Consider the following 16,055-nt stretch of genomic DNA (forward strand, 5'->3'; position numbering starts at 1 on the left):
CCCTACAAGCTTATAACGAATAATATTTATATTAATCCTCGCCGGTGCGGGCGCTCCCCATCGGTAATATCCCCCGCGGGGCGCGCGACTATGCGATGGGCAGTGTCAAAATGCGAACAATCAGCAGACTTTTCGATTCCCGCGACCAGGCAGCGCGTGCCGTTGCCGCGCTTCAGGCGGCAGGAGTTTCTCAAGAACAGATAAGCGTCATCGGACCTTACGACGACGAAATCAGGGCTGTCCTGCGTGGTCCGGGGGGTGCTGCGCTTGGCGCGGCCGCTGGTCTGTTAATCGGCCTGGGTGCTTTTGAGGCCACGGGCATTGATCCTGTCGGAGCGGTGGCTGGCCTAACTCTTGTCGGTGGGGCCTGCGGCGGCCTTGCTGGTGGGCTTCTCCAGGCATCTGCCGATGTTGCCAAACAGCCGGGTGAGCCGAACGTTGAACAAGGCGTCATTTTTGTGATGGCGCAGGTCGATGAAAATCAGGCCGATACCGCACTGACAGTGCTGGAAAATCCTGTTCGCGTAACGCAACTCGTGGCCACAGCCGGCTGAGATGTGTCGGGAGATTCGCGCCTGACTCCTTCCCGGCTTATCGCGCACGAATCGCATTCACATCGGGGTTTCCCGCTGAGCTATCAGTTTTCCCTGTGACGGTTCACGAGGCGGGAAGCGTCTGCTCGACCAGATTGACGTAGTAGCGCAGCACGGTCGGCACGATCTCGTCATTGAAGACGTAGCGGTCGCCGTGCAGGCCCTCGCCGGGCCCGACATCGCCGACGCCGACCCACGCGTAGCAGCCGCCTGCCGCGCGGATCATGAAGGCGAAATCCTCGCAGCCGAGGCTCGGGCTGAACTCGGTCGAGACGTTCTCGCTGCCGACGGTGGCGGCGGCTGCCGCGATGGCGCGGGCCGTGGCGTCAGCCGTGTTGATGAGCGGCGGATAACCCTTCTTGTAGTCGAGCGTGGCCTTGAGCGCATGGGCTGCGGCAATGCCGTGGGCGATCTCGCCGATCAGCTTCTCGCAATGATCGGAATGACCGGGCTCGAAAAACCGGCAGGTGCCTTGCAGCCAGACCCTGCCCGGCACGATGTTGCCGACATTGCCGCCGTGGATCTGGGTGAGGCTGACGACCAGCGCGGTTTGCGGATCGACCGAGCGGCTGGCGATACGCTGGACGGCCTGGACGAAGGCGCCCGCGGCCAGGATCGGATCGTCGCCGAGTTGCGGCATGCCGGCATGCGCGCCAAAACCCTCGAAGGTCAGCTCGAAATTGTCGACGGCCGCCATCTGTGCTCCGGCGCGAGCGGCGATCGTCCCCTGCTCCAGGCCCGGCCAGTTGTGGACGGCATAGATCGCCTCGACCGGGAAACGCTCGAACAGGCCGTCTTCGATCATGCGCAGGCTGCCGCCTTCGTTTTCTTCGGCTGGCTGGAAGACGAAGTAGACGGCGCCGTCGAAGGCGCGGGATTGGCTGAGCAGGCTGGCCGCGCCGAGCAGCATGGCGGTGTGGCCGTCATGGCCGCAGGCGTGCATCGCGCCCTCGTTCCTGGACGCATAGGGCAAGCCGGTCCTCTCCACGATGGGAAGCGCGTCCAGCTCGGCCCGAAGACCGATGGCGCGTGTGCCCGTGCCGCTGCGCAGGACGCCGACGACCCCGGTGCCGCCGATCCCCTCATGCACCTCGTCGAGGCCGAAGGCGCGCAGTTTCTCGGCAATGAAACGCGCCGTTTCATATTCCTTGAATCCGAGCTCCGGATTGGCATGGATATAGTGCCGCCAGGCTATGACCTCTGGAGTCAGAGCGGCGATCGGGTCATTATGCAGCATGATGCTCTCCTTCCGCGCCGGCAAAGCGCGGGTTTGATCCGCTGGATCACGATTAGATGGTCGCACAACAGGCGTCTTGAACCAGATTGACCGCTGCAGGGACAAAAGCCGTGGACGCGACAGAGACCAGGAAATACTGGCGCCACCCCAGCTTCCCTGAGCTTGGCCTGTTCAAGGCGCGCTTCACGCAGCATCGCTATGAGCTGCACACGCACCCAACCTATGTGATCGCGCTGATCACGGCTGGCTGCGAACGCATCCGCATCGGGCGCCACAAAATAGTCGCTCCGGCAGGCACCATTGCTGTCGTCAATCCCGAGGAGTGGCATGACGGGGAACAAGGTGCGGATGAAGGCTGGGCCTACCGGACGTTTTATCCCCCGGTGCCGCTGATGGCGGGCCTCGCCCACGAGCTGGGCAGGGCTGACACTCCGGTCTTCTCACGTCGGAATATCGAAGACAGCGATCTCGCCGCAGCGTTGCTGGCAGCGCACCAGAGCTCGACCTCACCGGACGCGACGCAAGCCGAGACGTCGCTGCTCGTCGCCTTGAAACATCTCATCGTTCGGCATGGCGATTGCAGCGGGCGGGTAGAGGAGATCGAAGGCTCGGGATCGCGACGGAGGTTCTCGCTCTACGAGGCGCTTGTCGAAAGCGACCTTGGCTCGCAGCTCGACCTGCAGCGGCTTGCCGACGCCGCGTCCGTCACCCGATTTCAGGTCATCCGGGATTTCAAGAAGGCGATTGGCCTGACGCCTGCAGCCTATATCCGCGACCGGAGACTGCGTCGCGCCAGCTCCCTGATCGAACAGGGGCTCGGCCTCGCCGAGGCCGCCATTGCGTCAGGTTTCGCCGACCAGAGCCATCTTTCCCGTGCGTTCCGGACCATGCATAGCATGACGCCGGGCATGTTCAGGAGAGGCAAAGCTCCCGAACCAAAACGAGTTCACATCGAAATGAAATGACCGGGCAGTGGCCGGACCACCAATGTCGGCGCCGATTCCCGACGCAAGCTTGCGTTGTCATTTCGCCGCCGCCTCCACCCGGTCCGCAGCGGCGGCCAGCACGGCGCGGTCGCCCTCCTCGTACAAGCGATGGATCGAGATGGCGCTGACGCGCCAGCCTTCGGGCGTCCGCACCAGCCGGTGCAGATAGCTGGCGCCGACCGTCCAGAACCGCGTGTCGATCCAGTGGCTAGCGCGAACATGGCTGCGCGCGACCGCATCGTTACCCGCGCCTTCGACAACGATGTTGGTGATAAGGTGCTGGGTGGCGTCGAAGCCCGGCAGCAGGCCTTGCCACTGAGCAATCAGCGCGTCGCGGTCGCTGGTCGCGACCTCGCCACCGAAAAGGCTGGTATAGTCGGTCGTGACGCGGGTCGTGAAATAGGATTTTACCCGATCCCATTCGCGCAAATCGGCATAGAGGCCGATCCCCGCCACCGCCTCGGCGATGGCGGTCTTGTCTTCGCTCGTCAGCGCAGCCGTGGATTGCATGGTGCTCAAGGCGGGCAGAGCGGCAAGCGTCGCGGCAAAAACTGCCGAGGCCAAAACAAACCGGCGGGTGACGGGACTCATTGTCCCGCCTCCCCTGCACCGCCCAGCGTGGCGCGGAAATGCGCCTCAACGGCGTCGCTCGCTGTCTTCACCGGCGCAGCGCGGTCGTAGAAGTCGAACTGGGTGACGTTGTCGAGCCACAGCTCCTGCTTCGGCCCGGTCAGCCGCCCGTAAAATTTGTGCGCGCCCTGCGGGATGGCAGCCGCCTCGCTGTGCACCATCAGCAAGGGCTGATGCAGGCGCCGGGCAGCCTGGATCGCATCGAATGTCAGCCAGCCGGGCCAGAAGGCCGGATCGGCCTCGTTGCGCCAGGCCGGGATCATGCCGCGACCAGCCTCTGTATAGTAAGGCACCTTGAACATGATCGCCCGCTCGTCGGTCAGGCTGGCGGCGGGCAGGAATGTCTGTTTGCCGGTGCGGCGATAGGCGGCCTCGGCCGCATCGCCCACGGCTTCAAGCCTGGCAATGCCGTCCTTGCCGCCATAGGTCTGCTCGACCACCTCGGCATCGTGCAGCCAGGGCGCGACCAAAGCGACCGACTTGATCGCGGCATCTTTAGCGGCGGCGTTGACCATGTAGCCGGAGCTGGCGCAAATGCCGAGCCCGCCGATGCGATCCTTGCTGATCTCGGGCCGGGCCGCGAGATAGGCGACCGCCGCCTCGATGTCGGCGACTTTGGCGCTGGGGTCCTCATACTGGCGGCGGGCGCCGCCGCTCTCGCCCCAACCGCGAAAATCGAAGGTCAAGGCGACGAAGCCGCGGTCGGCCAGTTCGCGGGCGTAGCGGGCCGGCATCTGTTCCTTCACCGTCATCCAGGCACCGGTCACCACCAGCGCGAGCCGAGGTCTCGCCGGGTCCAGATCCTCGGGCAGATAGAGATCGCCGACGATCTGCTCACCGTGCGAGGCGAAAGCAACGCGCTCGACCCGCGATGCGGCGAAGGCGCTTGAGCCGAGGGCGGCGGCGGTTGCCGTGGCCAGCGTCAGGATTTTCAACATCGTAAATCTCCTTTGGCCTGGAGCGAAAAGCGCGGAGCGACGGATTAAAGGCCGCCGTCTCAGCGGTCGTCCGCCAGTCGGCCGGGCAGTGGCTTCAGCTTGTAGTGCGTCCAGTAGAAGGTGTCCGACTGGTACATGTCGGTCAAGAAATTCTGCGCCTCGGTGATCTTGCCGTCCTTGATGCGAAACATCAGGGCGAAAAGCTGGTCGATCTCGGGACCCGAGCCGACGTTCGACCAGCCGCGATGGATGTCGACGACGAGATCGCCCTGCGCCTGGAAGAAGATCGGCTCAGCCCTGAATTTGCCGTCGGCCAGGCCACGGAAGAAGGCGACCACTTCCTCCGGCCCGCGCTTGTCGCCGGCTAGCGGATGGTGGCCGGGAATGCGCCACACGATGTCGGCCGCCAGGAAGGGCCGAACCGCCTCCGGGTTCCCGGTCGCATAGGCTGCGTAATAGTCCTTGATCAACTGGATGTTGCGGTCTTCCTGCGGGCCGCCGTTGGCGGGGGCGGCGGACACCGCCAGGAGAGCGCCGGCGGCGAGCGAAGCAAGCCTGGTCATCGGTCCTGTCTCCTTGCCTTTCGGGCCGTCGCGACAGCGAAGCCCGTTCGTCGGACCAACATGACGCTTTTGGTTCGCCGGAAAAACCCGTAGAGTTCGACAAGGCTATTTGGAATATCCTCACAATGCGACTCGACCAGTTCAGCGGCATCGTCGCCTTCGTGAAGGTCGCGGAGGCAAAAAGCTTCACCCGCGCCGCTGCCGAACTCGGCGTCGCCCCGGCCTCGCTCAGCGAGGCGGTCAAGGGCCTCGAGGAGCGTCTCGGGGTGCGGCTCCTCAACCGCACGACCCGCAGCGTCGGCCTGACCGAAGCCGGCGCCCACTATTTCGACCACGTGCGCCCAGCGGCTGAGGACATCCGGGCGGCCGGCGCGGCACTGCGCGAGACCCGCGACCGCCCCGCCGGCACGCTGCGCCTGAGCCTGCCGTGGATCGCCGCGCCGCTGCTGATCGAGCCGCTGATGGGGCCGTTCATGGATGCCTACCCGGAGGTGCGGCTTAGCCTGATCTTCGACGACAATTTCGTCGATATCGCCGCGCAGGGCTTCGATGCCGGCCTACGGATCGGCGAGCTTCTCGAGAAGGATATGATCGGCGCGCGTCTGGGCGGGCCGTTGCAGACGGTGGTGTTGGGCAGCCCCGACTACCTGGCGCGTAACGGCACGCCAAAACGACCCGCCGACCTCGCTGCCCACCGCTGCATCGCCTTCGCCTTCACCCGCACCCGCGCCATCTCGCCCTGGGAGTTTGTTGTCGATGGACGCCAGGTCGAGTTCACGCCCGACGCACGTCTGGTCGTGAACACACTGCCGCTCTGCATCACCGCCGCCGCGCAAGGGCTTGGCCTGGCCTTTGCCGTCGAAGGCCTCGCTGCGCCGCTTCTCGCCTCAGGCGCGCTGGTCAAGGTGCTGGAGCCTTTCTGTCCCACCTACGAACCGCTCCACCTCTATTATCCCAGCCGTCGCCTCGTCCGCCAAAGCTGCGGGCGTTCATCGATTTCGTCCGCGCCAACGCGCACAATTTGCGGATCTGATGCGCCGCCGCGAAACCAGCCATGACGCATATCGGCGAGCCGGTCCGGCTCACCCCAGGCGCCGACCATCTGCCGGGTGGCGGCGTTGAGGCGGTTGAAGGCGTTGATTGGCCGCATTGCAAACCGCAACAACCCGTCGCGTTGAGCCAATAGTTCCGGCTTTCGCGGCACGGAGCCCGATGCTAAGGGCTGCAAATCTTGAATCAGCAACGGATCGCCCTGTGACCGACACCGAACGCCCTCGCCTGCCGCTGATCGAAATCTGCGTCGAAGGCATCGATGGCCTGCTCGCCGCGCAAGCCGCCGGCGCCGACCGGATCGAGCTCTGCGCCAGCCTCGTCGAGGGCGGCGTCACACCGAGTTTTGGCATGGTCGCGCAGCCGTCGAACTGGCGACGATCCCATTCCACGTCATCGTGCGGCCGCGCGGCGGCGATTTTCTCTACAGTGACGCCGAGTATCGTTCGATGCTCGCCGATATCAGCGCGCTGCGCGAGCTTGGCGTCGCCGGTGTCGTCGTCGGCTGCCTGAATGCCGACGGTACCATCGACGAAAAGCGGATGAGCGAATTGGTGCAGGCGGCAGGGCATTTGAACGTCACCTGCCACCGTGCCTTCGACATGACACGCGATCCGACTGATGCGCTGGAAGCGCTGATCCGCAGCAAGGTCGGCCGCGTGCTGACCAGCGGCCAGCGCGACACCGCTTTGGAGGGCGTGGCCCTGCTGACGGACCTCGTCCGACAGGCGGGGAAGCGCATCATCATCCTCGGCTGCGGCGGGCTCGACCCGAACAACATCGCCGAGGTGCGGGAAAGAACCGGACTGACCGAAATGCATTTCGCCGCACTCAAGGACGTGCCGAGTGCCATGCGCTACCGCAATCCGCGGGTTGGCATGGGCGGCACCGACCTCGACCGCGAGTACCGCAACACGGTGACCGACGCGGCGCTGGTGGCGGCGACGATTGCGGCGGCGAAAGCATGATCGCGAAGGAAGAAAACAAACGGGCACGCCTGCCGATCGATCGGGTCTCGCCGCAGGACGAGCCCGTCATCCTCGCCCTCAACAACGCGCACGCGGCCGAGTTGTCGTGGCTTGAGCAGGAACGCCTGTCCTTCCTGCTCGACGAAGCGTTCTATGCGCGCCGCATTGGCGCGCTCGAAGCCTTCATCATGACCTTCGACCAGGACGCCCGCTACGACAGCCCGAACTTCCTGTGGTTCCGCGAGCGCTATCCGCGCTTCGTCTATGTCGACCGCGTCGTCGTTGCGGGAGAAGCGCGTGGCCGCGGCCATGCCCGGCGGCTCTATGAGGATCTGTTCGACCATGCATTGCGTGCCGGCCAGACCATCGTCACCTGCGAGGTGAATGCCGAGCCGCCCAACCCGGCTTCGGATGCCTTTCACGCCGCGCTCGGCTTCGTCGAGGTCGGTGACGCGGTGATCCACGGCGGCAAGAAGGCGGTGCGATATTATACCAGGCAGGTAGGGGAATAGGGGAGTAGGGCAGTATGGGAGTAGGGAACAGGGTAATTGGCTGCGTCGGCGAGCACCTTAAACATACTGCCCTACTCCCCTACTCCCCTACTGCCTGCCCTACTCCCCTCCTTCACCCGTTGGCGGCGGCCACTGCGCGCTTGGCCATCACCACGATCAGATTGGCGCGATAATCGGCCGAGGCGTGGATGTCGCTCATCAAATCATTCGCCGGCACTTTCACTCCGTTGAGGGCGGCGGCGTCGAAATTCGTGGCAAGCGCCGCCTCGATTTCCTTCGAACGAAAGACGCCGCTGTCGCCGGCCCCGGTCACGGCAACGCGGACTCCGTCCGCGCCGTTGGCCACGAACACACCGACGATCGCATAGCGCGATGCCGGATTGCGGAACTTTTCATAGGCCGCCTTGGCCGGCGCGGTGAAGGTCACCGCGGTGACGATCTCGCCGTCCTCCAGCGCCGTCTCGAACAGGCCTGTGAAGAATGCGCCGGCGGCGATCTCGCGCTTGTTGGTGACGATGGTGGCGTCGAGGGCCAGAAGTGCCGCCGGATAATCGGCGGCGGGGTCGTTGTTGGCGATCGAGCCGCCGATTGTGCCCTTGTAGCGCACCGCCGGATCGCCGATCCGGGACGCCATATGGGCGAGCGTCGGACACGCCTTGTTCAGCTTCTCGTCGCTGGCGACATCGTGATGCGTGGTGGCGGCGCCGATGGTGACGGTCTTGCCCGCCACCTTGACGCCTTGCAATTCCTTGATTCGCGACAGGTCGACCAGGTCGGAAGGCGCGGCAAGCCGCGTCTTCATCGCCGGGATCAGCGTCATGCCGCCCGACAACAGCTTTGCATCGCCGCTCTTGAGCAGCTTGGCGGCATCGGCAACCGAGGCGGCGCGGTGATAGTTGACTGGGTACATGGGATTCTCCCGTGCGAGATAGTGAATAGTGAATAGTGAATAGTGAATGGTGAATGGTGAATGGTGAATGGGAAGAGCTTCGATGAAATCTAACTATTCACTATTCACTATTCACTACTCACTCCTTTCAGTGTTTCGTTGTCGCCCGGATCGCTGCCCAGACCGTGGACGGCGATGCCGGCATGGCGATATCGGTGATGCCGATGGCGTCGGTGATGGCGTTGATCACGGCCGGCGGTGAGCCGATGGCGCCGGCCTCGCCGCAGCCCTTGATGCCGAGCGGATTGCCCGGGCACGGCGTGTTCGAGGTCGAGACCTTGAACGACGGCAGGTCGTCGGCGCGCGGCATGGCGTAGTCCATGTAGCTCGCCGTCAAAAGCTGGCCGCTGGCATCGTAGCGGGTGCCCTCCAGCAAGGCCTGGCCGATTCCCTGGGCGACGCCGCCATGCACCTGGCCTTCGACGATCATCGGGTTGATGATGTTGCCGAAATCGTCGGCCGCGACGAACTGGACGACCTCGGTCACGCCGGTCTCGGGATCGATCTCGACCTCGCAGAGATAGCAGCCGGCCGGGAAGGTGAAATTCGACGGATCGTAGAATGAGGTCTCCTTCAACCCCGGCTCCATGCCGCCAGGCAGGTTGTGGGCGGTGTAGGCAGCAAGCGCCATCTGGAACCACGGCACTTGTTTGTCGGTGCCGGCGACCTTCAGGACGCCGTTTTCGATGACTATGTCGCCCTCGTCGGCCTCGAGCAGATGGGCGGCGATCTTCTTGGCCTTGGCCTCGACCTTGTCGAGCGCCTTGACAACGGCCGACATGCCGACGGCGCCCGAACGCGAACCGTAGGTGCCCATGCCCATCTGCACCTTGTCGGTATCGCCATGGACGATGGATACGCTGTCGATCGGCACGCCGAAGCGCTGGTTGACCAGTTGTGCGAAAGTCGTCTCATGGCCCTGGCCGTGGCTGTGCGAGCCGGTCAGCACCTCGATGGTTCCGGCGGCGTTGACGCGCACCTCGGCACTTTCCCAAAGGCCGACACCCGCTCCAAGACTGCCGACCGCCGCCGACGGCGCCAGCCCGCAGGCCTCGATATAGCAGCTCATGCCGATGCCGCGCAGCTTGCCTCTGTTGGCGGCGTCGGCCTTGCGCTGGGCAAAACCGGCATAATCGGCAGCGGCCATCGCCGCGTCCAGCGAAGCGGCATAATCGCCGGCATCATAGTTCATGATGACCGGTGTCTGGTGCGGGAACGAGGTGATGAAGTTCTTTCGGCGAAGTTCCGCCGGAGACACGCCCAGCTCGCGTGCGGCGGTCTCCATGGTGCGTTCGAGCAGATAGGTGGCCTCCGGCCGCCCTGCCCCGCGATAGGCGTCGACCGGCGCGGTGTTGGTGTAGACGGCGCGCACATTGGCGTGGATCGCCGGGATGTCGTACTGGCCCGACAACAGCGTCGCGTAGAGATAGGTCGGCACGCAGGACGAGAACAGCGACATGTAAGCGCCGAGATTGGCGATGGTGTCGACCTTCAGCCCGGTGATCCTGTTGTCCTTGTCGAACGCCATTTCGACCGTCGAGACATGGTCGCGGCCATGGGCGTCGGTGAGAAAGCTCTCGGTGCGGTCGGCCACCCATTTGACCGGCACGCCGGTCTTCTTCGAGGCCCACAGGCAGATGATTTCTTCCGGGTAGATGTAGATCTTCGAACCGAAGCCGCCGCCGACATCCGGCGCGATGACGCGCAGCTTGTTTTCCGGCGCGACATTGTAGAAGGCGCTCATCACCAGGCGCGCGAGATGCGGGTTCTGCGAGGTCGTCCAGCAGGTATAGTGATCCTCGGCCTTGTCGTAGTGACCAAGCGCTGCGCGCGGCTCCATCGCGTTGGGCACCAGCCGGTTGTTGACGATCTTCATGCGGGTGATGTGGGCAGCCGCCTTGATTGCCGCGTTGGTCGCCGCGCTGTCGCCGAGCTCCCAGTCGAAAATCAGATTGCCGTCGGCTTCCGGATGGATCTGTGGCGCACTCCTTTCGAGCGCCTTCGGAGCGTCGACGACCGCCTTCAGTTCCTCATAGGCGATGTCGACCGCCTCGGCAGCGTCGCGCGCCTGGCCCTTGGTCTCGGCAACCACAACGACCACTGCATCGCCGACATAGCGGACCCTGTCGAAGGCCAGCGGCGACCACGCCCCCATCTTCATCGGCGAGCCGTCCTTGGAATGGATCATCCAGCCGCAGATGAGATTGCCGATGCCGTCGGCCTTGAGCTCCTTGCCGGTCAGCACGCCGATGACACCCGGCATGGCCTGCGCTTTTTTGACATCGATCTTCTTGATCTCAGCATGCGCGTGCGGACTGCGCACGAAGGCCGCATGCTTCATGCCGGGAACCACCATGTCGTCGACATAGCGCCCGGCGCCGGTAATGAACCGCTTGTCTTCCTTGCGCGCTACACGAGCGCCAACACCTTCAATGCCCATCGCAGAAATTCCTCCCGAATTGCTGAAGTGAATGGTGAAGTGGTGAATGGTTGAAGCGTCGAGAAGGTCAGCCAGATCGCACTATTCACCATTCACTATTCACTATTCACTATTCCCCTCATGCCGCTTGCCTGGCCTTGCCCTTCGAAGACATCGTCTCCGATGCGGCGAGGATCGCCTTCACGATGTTGTGGTAGCCGGTGCAGCGGCAGATATTGCCTTCGAGCTCGGCCCGCACCGTGGCCTCGTCGAGGCCTTCGGGATGGCGGTTGACCATGTCGGTCGCCGCCATGATCATGCCGGGCGTGCAGAAACCGCATTGCAGGCCGTGATGCTCCTTGAACGCCGCCTGCATCGGATGCAGGTCGGCGCCGTCCGCCAGACCTTCGATGGTCACAACGTTCGACCCGGAGGCTTGCACCGCAAGCATCGTGCAGGATTTTACCGCCTTGCCGTCGACATGGATCACACAGGCGCCGCATTGCGAGGTGTCGCAGCCGACATGCGTCCCGGTCAGGCCGAGATTCTCCCTCAAGAAATGAACCAGAAGCGTACGGTCTTCGGCAGTGCCGCTGACCCGCTTTCCGTTCACCGTCAATGATATCTCCGACATGAAACCTCCCTGGGTGCTACCTTGGTCGTTTTTGGCGTCGGTGGTGCCCGAGCCCTCCATCTGTCCGCTATTCTTATACCGCAAAGAGCACGGGAAATAGTGCCGCGGAATGCCGAGATTGCGAGAATGCAGTTCGGCCGAAAATCCGCCTATTGTACTTTCGGTCACGCAAAGACAGGCAAACGGCCGAGCGAGCGAAACCATGGTCGCCTGGCGATGCCGCCTTGCGGCCATCAGCGGCAATGGTGCTGGCCAGGCCGATTTCAGCCGATGCCGTGCTTTCTGAGAACCTCCTGCTCGTCGCCTGACACCCAGCCGAATATTTTAGGCTCTCCGGCCAGTTTCTGCACGAGGTAGTGGACGTCGAAATCGATCGTGACGTCGGTTTGGCCTTTGCGCGCAAAGATCGACGTCCAGGCGACGTGGGCAACGCAATGATGCTCGTCTATCGGCGAAATGCGAACATCGCGTATTCGCATCTCCTTGGTGCCGATCGCTCGATAGCGAGCATAGCCTTGTTCCATAGCCTGCTTGAGCTGGTCGTCGTTCTTCCCGACCATGACGCCGGCAGGCGACGCCGCAATGAAGGCGGAAGCATAGACCGACGTGACTTCGTCCATGTCGGCATCACCGGCGAGGGATTTCCGGAAAAGCCGCTCGTAGCGTTCGAATAGCTTCCTGACCTGGGCGTCCATGGATAACTCCCTTCCGCTGTGGTTTTGGATCTGACGTTTCTGAGCGCCGATGCTGTCAAAAACAGCAGAAAATTCAATTCCGTCATGTTGGCTCATTGCCAAAGTAGCACTTGAAGACAACAATGGTTTCGACGCCGGCGCGACAGGAGCACAAAAAAACAGCCGCGCACAAAAAGAGCGTCGGAGGAAATAGAGGAGGAAGCCGCTGGCCAGTTCACGGACGCGCTATGCATGCGGCCTATCGGTTCTCACCACCGACGAACCCGACGCGGATGCGTTCGCCCGGGCGGTGGCGGTGGAAGCCGCGGCCATCGACGCTGGGTTTGCCCTGCTGTTTTTCTCGCAAAGCCTGCTTGAGGCAGTCGCCCTTTCGGAAGCGCTGGAGAACCACGCGCCGGCGCTCCGCTATGCCGGCTGCTCGACGGCCGGCGAGATTACGCCCAAAGGCCTGGAGGACGGCCAGGTCATGGCCATGCTGCTTCCCTCCGTATCTTTTTCGGCAGCCAGCACCATGGTCGAAAATCTGTCGTCATCGGCCATGGACGGGATCACCGGCGAAGTCGAGGCGCTGAGGCGTTCGTTACGCGGCCGCGTCGGGCACGAGCGAGCCGACACCACTTTCGCGCTCTGCCTGATCGACGGGCTGTCCTATGCCGAGGAAGCGGTCACCTCCGCCATCCATTGGGGGCTCGACGATATTCCACTGATCGGCGGGTCGGCAGGCGATGATTTGAAGTTCGAGACGACGCGGCTGATCTCGAACGGCAAGGTTGCCTGCGACTGCGCCATCATCGTGCTGATCACCACGGAAATCCCTTTCCACGTGTTCAAGACCGACAATTTCGTCCCCACCGACGAGAAGCTGGTGGTGACCGCGTCCGATCCCGATCACCGCACCGTGCGCGAATTCAACGCCACCAATGCCGCCGAGGAATATGCCGCCTCGGTCGGCGTCATCCCGCAGATGCTGACGCCGCTGAGTTTCGCTTCGCATCCGGTGGTGGTGAAAGTCGGCGGCGAATTTTACTGCCGCTCGATCCAGAAGATGCACGCGGACGGCTCGCTGTCGTTCTTCTGCGCCATCGACGATGGCGTCGTCCTGTCCATCGCCCGTCCCAAGAACATGGTTGAATCGACGCGTGCCGCCTTCAGGGATGTCGAGGACAGGCTTGGCGGCATCGACATGATCCTCGCCTTTGACTGCGTGCTGCGCAGGCTCGATGCGCGCAACCGCCAGGTCTTTCGGGAGATGTCGGAACTCTACAAGGTCAACAACGTCATCGGCTTCGGCACCTATGGCGAGCAGTACCGGTCGATGCATCTGAACCAGACGTTCACCGGCATCGCCTTCGGAGAGCGGCAGGCGGCGGAGTAGGAGGTTTCATGCCGCTCAGGGACATCAACGACCTGGAGAAGCTGAAGAAGATCAACGCAGCCCTTGTCAGCCGCGTCGAGCGCTCGATGGACCAGCAAGGCAACGCGTTCTCGCTGTTCCAGACCGCGATTTCGCTCGAGAATCGAGTGCGTACGCGCACCGAGGAACTGCACTCGACACTGCGTAGATTGGAACAATCCAACATCGATTTGAGCGCGGCCAAGGAAAACGCCGAACTGGCGAACCTGTCCAAGACCAGGTTCCTGGCAGCCGCCAGCCACGACGTGTTGCAACCGCTGAACGCCGCGCATCTCTCCGTCTCGGCGCTGGCCGAAGTGCAGACCAGCGACGAAGGCAAAAAACTGGTCCGGCAGGTCGAGCGGTCGCTGGAGACGATGGAGGATCTGCTCCGCACCCTGCTCGACATCTCCAAGCTCGATGCCGGCGTCGTGCAGCCCGATATCGGCGACGTCAGCCTGGAGGTGCTGTTTTCGTCGCTGCGCTCGGATTTCCTGCCGGTCGCCGAATTGAAGGGCCTGACGCTAAAATTCCGGCCGGTCAACGCCGTCGTGCGTTCGGACCGCACCTTGCTGCGCCGCATCCTGCAGAACATCCTTTCCAACGCGCTGCGCTACACCCGCTCCGGCGGCGTGCTGGTCGGCACCAGGCATCGCGGCGACACGATCCGCATCGATGTCGCCGATACCGGCTGCGGCATCCCCGACGACCAGCGCGAGGCGGTGTTCGAGGAGTTCCACCGCGGCACGTTCCCGACCGATGCCGGGCTAGCCGGCGGCGGGCTGGGACTAGGCCTGGCCATCGTGCGCCGCATCGCCGCCGCACTCGGCCATCCCGTGACGTTCTCGTCGAAAGTCGGACACGGCACGATTTTCCACATCGACGTTCCGGTCGGGATCGGCGCCAGCGTCGATGCCATTGCCAGCAGCGCCGACATGGAGCGGCCGCGCGGCTACGGTCTGTTCGGCACGAAGGTGCTGTTGGTCGAGAACGACGTCGAGGTGCTGCAGGCGATGACATCCCTGCTCGAGCGCTGGCAATGCCTGGTGCGCCCCGCCACCTCGACCGATGCCGCGCTCGAGATGCTCGGCGATACGGACTGGGTGCCGGACATCGTCATCGCCGACCAGCATCTCGACGGCGGCGACCTCGGCACCACCACGATCGCCGAGGTCCGCGATTATCTCAGCCGCGCCGTGCCGGCGCTGATCGTCACCGCCGACGGTTCGGAGACCGTCGCCAAAGCCGCCCGCGCCGCCGGCATCGAACTGATGCGCAAGCCGCTGAAACCGGCACAACTGCGCGCCCTGCTGGCGCATCTGTTGGCTTGATCCCAAAGACGTTGGCAGAAGACCGCGAGCGACAGGAAAATGGTGCACTGTCACCGTGATTTCTCGTCCTTGGACGGAAAGGTAAGTTCTCGGTGACGGTTTATTCACCCTAACGGGTGCGCCTAAAACCCCGCCTGGCCGCGAAACAGCTCGGCACTGTCGAGTTTTGAAACCTCGATGACGGCTTGCGTCCGGCTGTAGACGTTGAGCTTGCGCAGGATCTCGGAGACATGCGCCTTGACGGTGGTTTCGCCGACCTGCAGCTCGTAGGCGATCTGCTTGTTGAGCAAGCCCTGGCGCAGCATCTGCAGCACCCGCAATTGCTGCGGCGTCAGTTTGGCAAGCCGCTGCACCATCTCGGCGCGGTCGGTGCTGTCGGCGTCCGGCGGCTGGCCTTCATAGGTTTCGGGCACGTAGATCGCGCCTTCCATCACCGAACGGATGGCGGCGGCCAGGTCGCTCTTGCGCGCCGATTTCGGGATGAAGCCGGCCGCGCCATAGGACAGCGCCTCGGAAATGATTTTTGGCTCCTCATGCCCCGAAACGATGACCACCGGCAGGCGCGGATATCGGGTCCGAAGCTGCAGCAGTCCGTCGAAGCCATGCACGTCGGGCATGCTGAGGTCGAGCAGCGCGAGATCGAATGGCTTGGCGTCCGCCAGGAGCTCGAACGCCTCGGTGATCGAGCGCGCCTCGACAGTGTCGACGTCCGGATAGGCCATCTGCACAGCGCTGTGCAGCGCCTCGCGAAACAGCGGGTGGTCGTCGATGATCAGAAACCGGGCGCGATCGTTGACTGCGGTCATGGCGTTCGTTTCAGTTCAGGGCAGGATAGAATAGCCCAGCGACCATGGCCAGATTATTGGCAAATAGTACATCGCCATCCCTGGCCGAAGGGCGGAGAGACTGTTTCGAAATTCGCTCTGGCGAGTCATATGGTGGTGGTTTCGAGAACCGGCGCGCAGCGGACATTAGAGCGCCGCGCGTCCAATTGGACGCGCAAAGGACGCTCTAACACTTTGCATTTGCGCATGATCCTTTCCGGAAACCGAAATCGGTTTCCGGGGTCATGCGCTGGTACGTGTTGGGGTGGACGGCCCCCGACGGCATCGTGATGTGCCAGAATGAGGTCGTTGAAGATCTCAAGCAAGGGAGAC

General features: G+C 63.4%; 16 protein-coding genes and 1 pseudogene. 7 read left to right on the forward strand and 10 right to left on the reverse strand.

Annotated elements, in window-relative coordinates:
* Positions 1-110: 110 nt before the first annotated feature.
* Entirely contained in the window at positions 111-554 is a 444-nt protein-coding gene (locus tag AC0L17_RS10865; RefSeq protein ID WP_473515813.1) for a hypothetical protein, read from the forward strand.
* Between the two features lie 103 nt (positions 555-657).
* On the opposite strand, the gene AC0L17_RS10870 is transcribed toward AC0L17_RS10865, so the two are convergent.
* Positions 658-1,830, reverse strand: a complete 1,173-nt coding sequence (locus AC0L17_RS10870) for an amidohydrolase (protein WP_473515814.1) — start codon at positions 1,828-1,830, stop codon at positions 658-660.
* Positions 1,831-1,940: 110 nt separating this feature from the next.
* On the opposite strand from AC0L17_RS10870, the gene AC0L17_RS10875 reads away from it, so the two are divergent.
* A complete protein-coding gene (locus AC0L17_RS10875) occupies positions 1,941-2,795 on the forward strand; it encodes an AraC family transcriptional regulator (protein WP_473515815.1) in 855 nt (284 codons plus the stop codon).
* 57 nt (positions 2,796-2,852) lie between these two features.
* Here the strand turns inward: AC0L17_RS10875 and AC0L17_RS10880 are convergent, their stop codons facing one another.
* From AC0L17_RS10880 to AC0L17_RS10890, 3 genes are read right to left on the reverse strand one after another with little or no spacing between them, the layout of a single operon-like run.
* The gene (locus AC0L17_RS10880; RefSeq protein WP_473515816.1) at positions 2,853-3,407 is read right to left on the reverse strand and encodes a nuclear transport factor 2 family protein; all 555 of its coding nucleotides are present in this window, start codon (positions 3,405-3,407) and stop codon (positions 2,853-2,855) included.
* Positions 3,404-4,384, reverse strand: a complete 981-nt coding sequence (locus tag AC0L17_RS10885) for an alpha/beta hydrolase (protein ID WP_473515817.1) — start codon at positions 4,382-4,384, stop codon at positions 3,404-3,406. Before AC0L17_RS10885 ends, AC0L17_RS10880 begins: the two co-directional genes overlap by 4 nt.
* 59 nt (positions 4,385-4,443) lie before the next feature.
* Entirely contained in the window at positions 4,444-4,947 is a 504-nt protein-coding gene (locus tag AC0L17_RS10890; RefSeq protein ID WP_473513706.1) for a nuclear transport factor 2 family protein, read from the reverse strand.
* A 125-nt stretch (positions 4,948-5,072) separates the two neighbouring features.
* Here AC0L17_RS10890 and AC0L17_RS10895 point away from each other — a divergent pair, with 125 nt between their 5' ends.
* The 3 genes and pseudogenes from AC0L17_RS10895 to AC0L17_RS10905 all read left to right on the forward strand — a co-directional run bounded on the left by AC0L17_RS10895 (position 5,073) and on the right by AC0L17_RS10905 (position 7,477).
* A complete protein-coding gene (locus AC0L17_RS10895; protein ID WP_473515818.1) occupies positions 5,073-6,005 on the forward strand; it encodes a LysR substrate-binding domain-containing protein in 933 nt (310 codons plus the stop codon).
* A gap of 154 nt (positions 6,006-6,159) precedes the next feature.
* A pseudogene (locus AC0L17_RS10900) lies at positions 6,160-6,965 on the forward strand (copper homeostasis protein CutC).
* The gene (locus tag AC0L17_RS10905; protein ID WP_473515819.1) at positions 6,962-7,477 is read left to right on the forward strand and encodes a GNAT family N-acetyltransferase; all 516 of its coding nucleotides are present in this window, start codon (positions 6,962-6,964) and stop codon (positions 7,475-7,477) included. The pseudogene AC0L17_RS10900 and the gene AC0L17_RS10905 overlap by 4 nt, the downstream one beginning before the upstream one ends.
* A gap of 112 nt (positions 7,478-7,589) precedes the next feature.
* On the opposite strand, the gene AC0L17_RS10910 is transcribed toward AC0L17_RS10905, so the two are convergent.
* The 4 genes from AC0L17_RS10910 to AC0L17_RS10925 all read right to left on the reverse strand — a co-directional run bounded on the left by AC0L17_RS10910 (position 7,590) and on the right by AC0L17_RS10925 (position 12,174).
* Positions 7,590-8,387, reverse strand: a complete 798-nt coding sequence (locus tag AC0L17_RS10910) for an FAD binding domain-containing protein (RefSeq protein ID WP_473515820.1) — start codon at positions 8,385-8,387, stop codon at positions 7,590-7,592.
* A 127-nt stretch (positions 8,388-8,514) separates the two neighbouring features.
* Entirely contained in the window at positions 8,515-10,866 is a 2,352-nt protein-coding gene (locus AC0L17_RS10915) for a xanthine dehydrogenase family protein molybdopterin-binding subunit (protein ID WP_473515821.1), read from the reverse strand.
* A gap of 118 nt (positions 10,867-10,984) precedes the next feature.
* Entirely contained in the window at positions 10,985-11,479 is a 495-nt protein-coding gene (locus AC0L17_RS10920) for a (2Fe-2S)-binding protein (protein ID WP_202367264.1), read from the reverse strand.
* Positions 11,480-11,742: 263 nt separating this feature from the next.
* Positions 11,743-12,174 (reverse strand): DUF6841 family protein, encoded by a 432-nt coding sequence (locus tag AC0L17_RS10925; protein WP_473515822.1) that lies wholly within the window; start codon positions 12,172-12,174, stop codon positions 11,743-11,745.
* 295 nt (positions 12,175-12,469) lie between these two features.
* Here AC0L17_RS10925 and AC0L17_RS10930 point away from each other — a divergent pair, with 295 nt between their 5' ends.
* On the forward strand, positions 12,470-13,549 hold the full coding sequence (locus tag AC0L17_RS10930; protein ID WP_473515823.1) for an FIST N-terminal domain-containing protein: 1,080 nt from the start codon (positions 12,470-12,472) through the stop codon (positions 13,547-13,549).
* Positions 13,550-13,557: 8 nt separating this feature from the next.
* On the forward strand, positions 13,558-14,898 hold the full coding sequence (locus AC0L17_RS10935; RefSeq protein WP_287257882.1) for an ATP-binding response regulator: 1,341 nt from the start codon (positions 13,558-13,560) through the stop codon (positions 14,896-14,898).
* Positions 14,899-15,020: 122 nt separating this feature from the next.
* Here AC0L17_RS10935 and AC0L17_RS10940 read toward each other — a convergent pair whose 3' ends face one another.
* Positions 15,021-15,704: a response regulator gene (locus tag AC0L17_RS10940; RefSeq protein WP_023803603.1), complete on the reverse strand. Its 684-nt coding sequence runs from the start codon at positions 15,702-15,704 to the stop codon at positions 15,021-15,023.
* A gap of 125 nt (positions 15,705-15,829) precedes the next feature.
* Positions 15,830-16,055 (reverse strand): hypothetical protein (locus tag AC0L17_RS10945; protein WP_473515824.1); only part of this gene is annotated, 226 nt, incomplete at its 5' end.

It is taken from the genome of Mesorhizobium sp. WSM4829 (assembly GCF_055811475.1).

What these genes read in the sequence shown, in the direction of transcription:
- AC0L17_RS10865 (WP_473515813.1), top strand. Translation starts at nt 111, where the DNA reads ATGCGAACAATCAGCAGACTTTTCGATTCCCGCGACCAGGCAGCGCGT.
- AC0L17_RS10870 (WP_473515814.1), bottom strand. Translation starts at nt 1,830, where the DNA reads ATGCTGCATAATGACCCGATCGCCGCTCTGACTCCAGAGGTCATAGCC.
- AC0L17_RS10880 (WP_473515816.1), bottom strand. Translation starts at nt 3,407, where the DNA reads ATGAGTCCCGTCACCCGCCGGTTTGTTTTGGCCTCGGCAGTTTTTGCC.
- AC0L17_RS10885 (WP_473515817.1), bottom strand. Translation starts at nt 4,384, where the DNA reads ATGTTGAAAATCCTGACGCTGGCCACGGCAACCGCCGCCGCCCTCGGC.
- AC0L17_RS10890 (WP_473513706.1), bottom strand. Translation starts at nt 4,947, where the DNA reads ATGACCAGGCTTGCTTCGCTCGCCGCCGGCGCTCTCCTGGCGGTGTCC.
- AC0L17_RS10895 (WP_473515818.1), top strand. Translation starts at nt 5,073, where the DNA reads ATGCGACTCGACCAGTTCAGCGGCATCGTCGCCTTCGTGAAGGTCGCG.
- AC0L17_RS10905 (WP_473515819.1), top strand. Translation starts at nt 6,962, where the DNA reads ATGATCGCGAAGGAAGAAAACAAACGGGCACGCCTGCCGATCGATCGG.
- AC0L17_RS10910 (WP_473515820.1), bottom strand. Translation starts at nt 8,387, where the DNA reads ATGTACCCAGTCAACTATCACCGCGCCGCCTCGGTTGCCGATGCCGCC.
- AC0L17_RS10915 (WP_473515821.1), bottom strand. Translation starts at nt 10,866, where the DNA reads ATGGGCATTGAAGGTGTTGGCGCTCGTGTAGCGCGCAAGGAAGACAAG.
- AC0L17_RS10920 (WP_202367264.1), bottom strand. Translation starts at nt 11,479, where the DNA reads ATGTCGGAGATATCATTGACGGTGAACGGAAAGCGGGTCAGCGGCACT.
- AC0L17_RS10925 (WP_473515822.1), bottom strand. Translation starts at nt 12,174, where the DNA reads ATGGACGCCCAGGTCAGGAAGCTATTCGAACGCTACGAGCGGCTTTTC.
- AC0L17_RS10935 (WP_287257882.1), top strand. Translation starts at nt 13,558, where the DNA reads ATGCCGCTCAGGGACATCAACGACCTGGAGAAGCTGAAGAAGATCAAC.
- AC0L17_RS10940 (WP_023803603.1), bottom strand. Translation starts at nt 15,704, where the DNA reads ATGACCGCAGTCAACGATCGCGCCCGGTTTCTGATCATCGACGACCAC.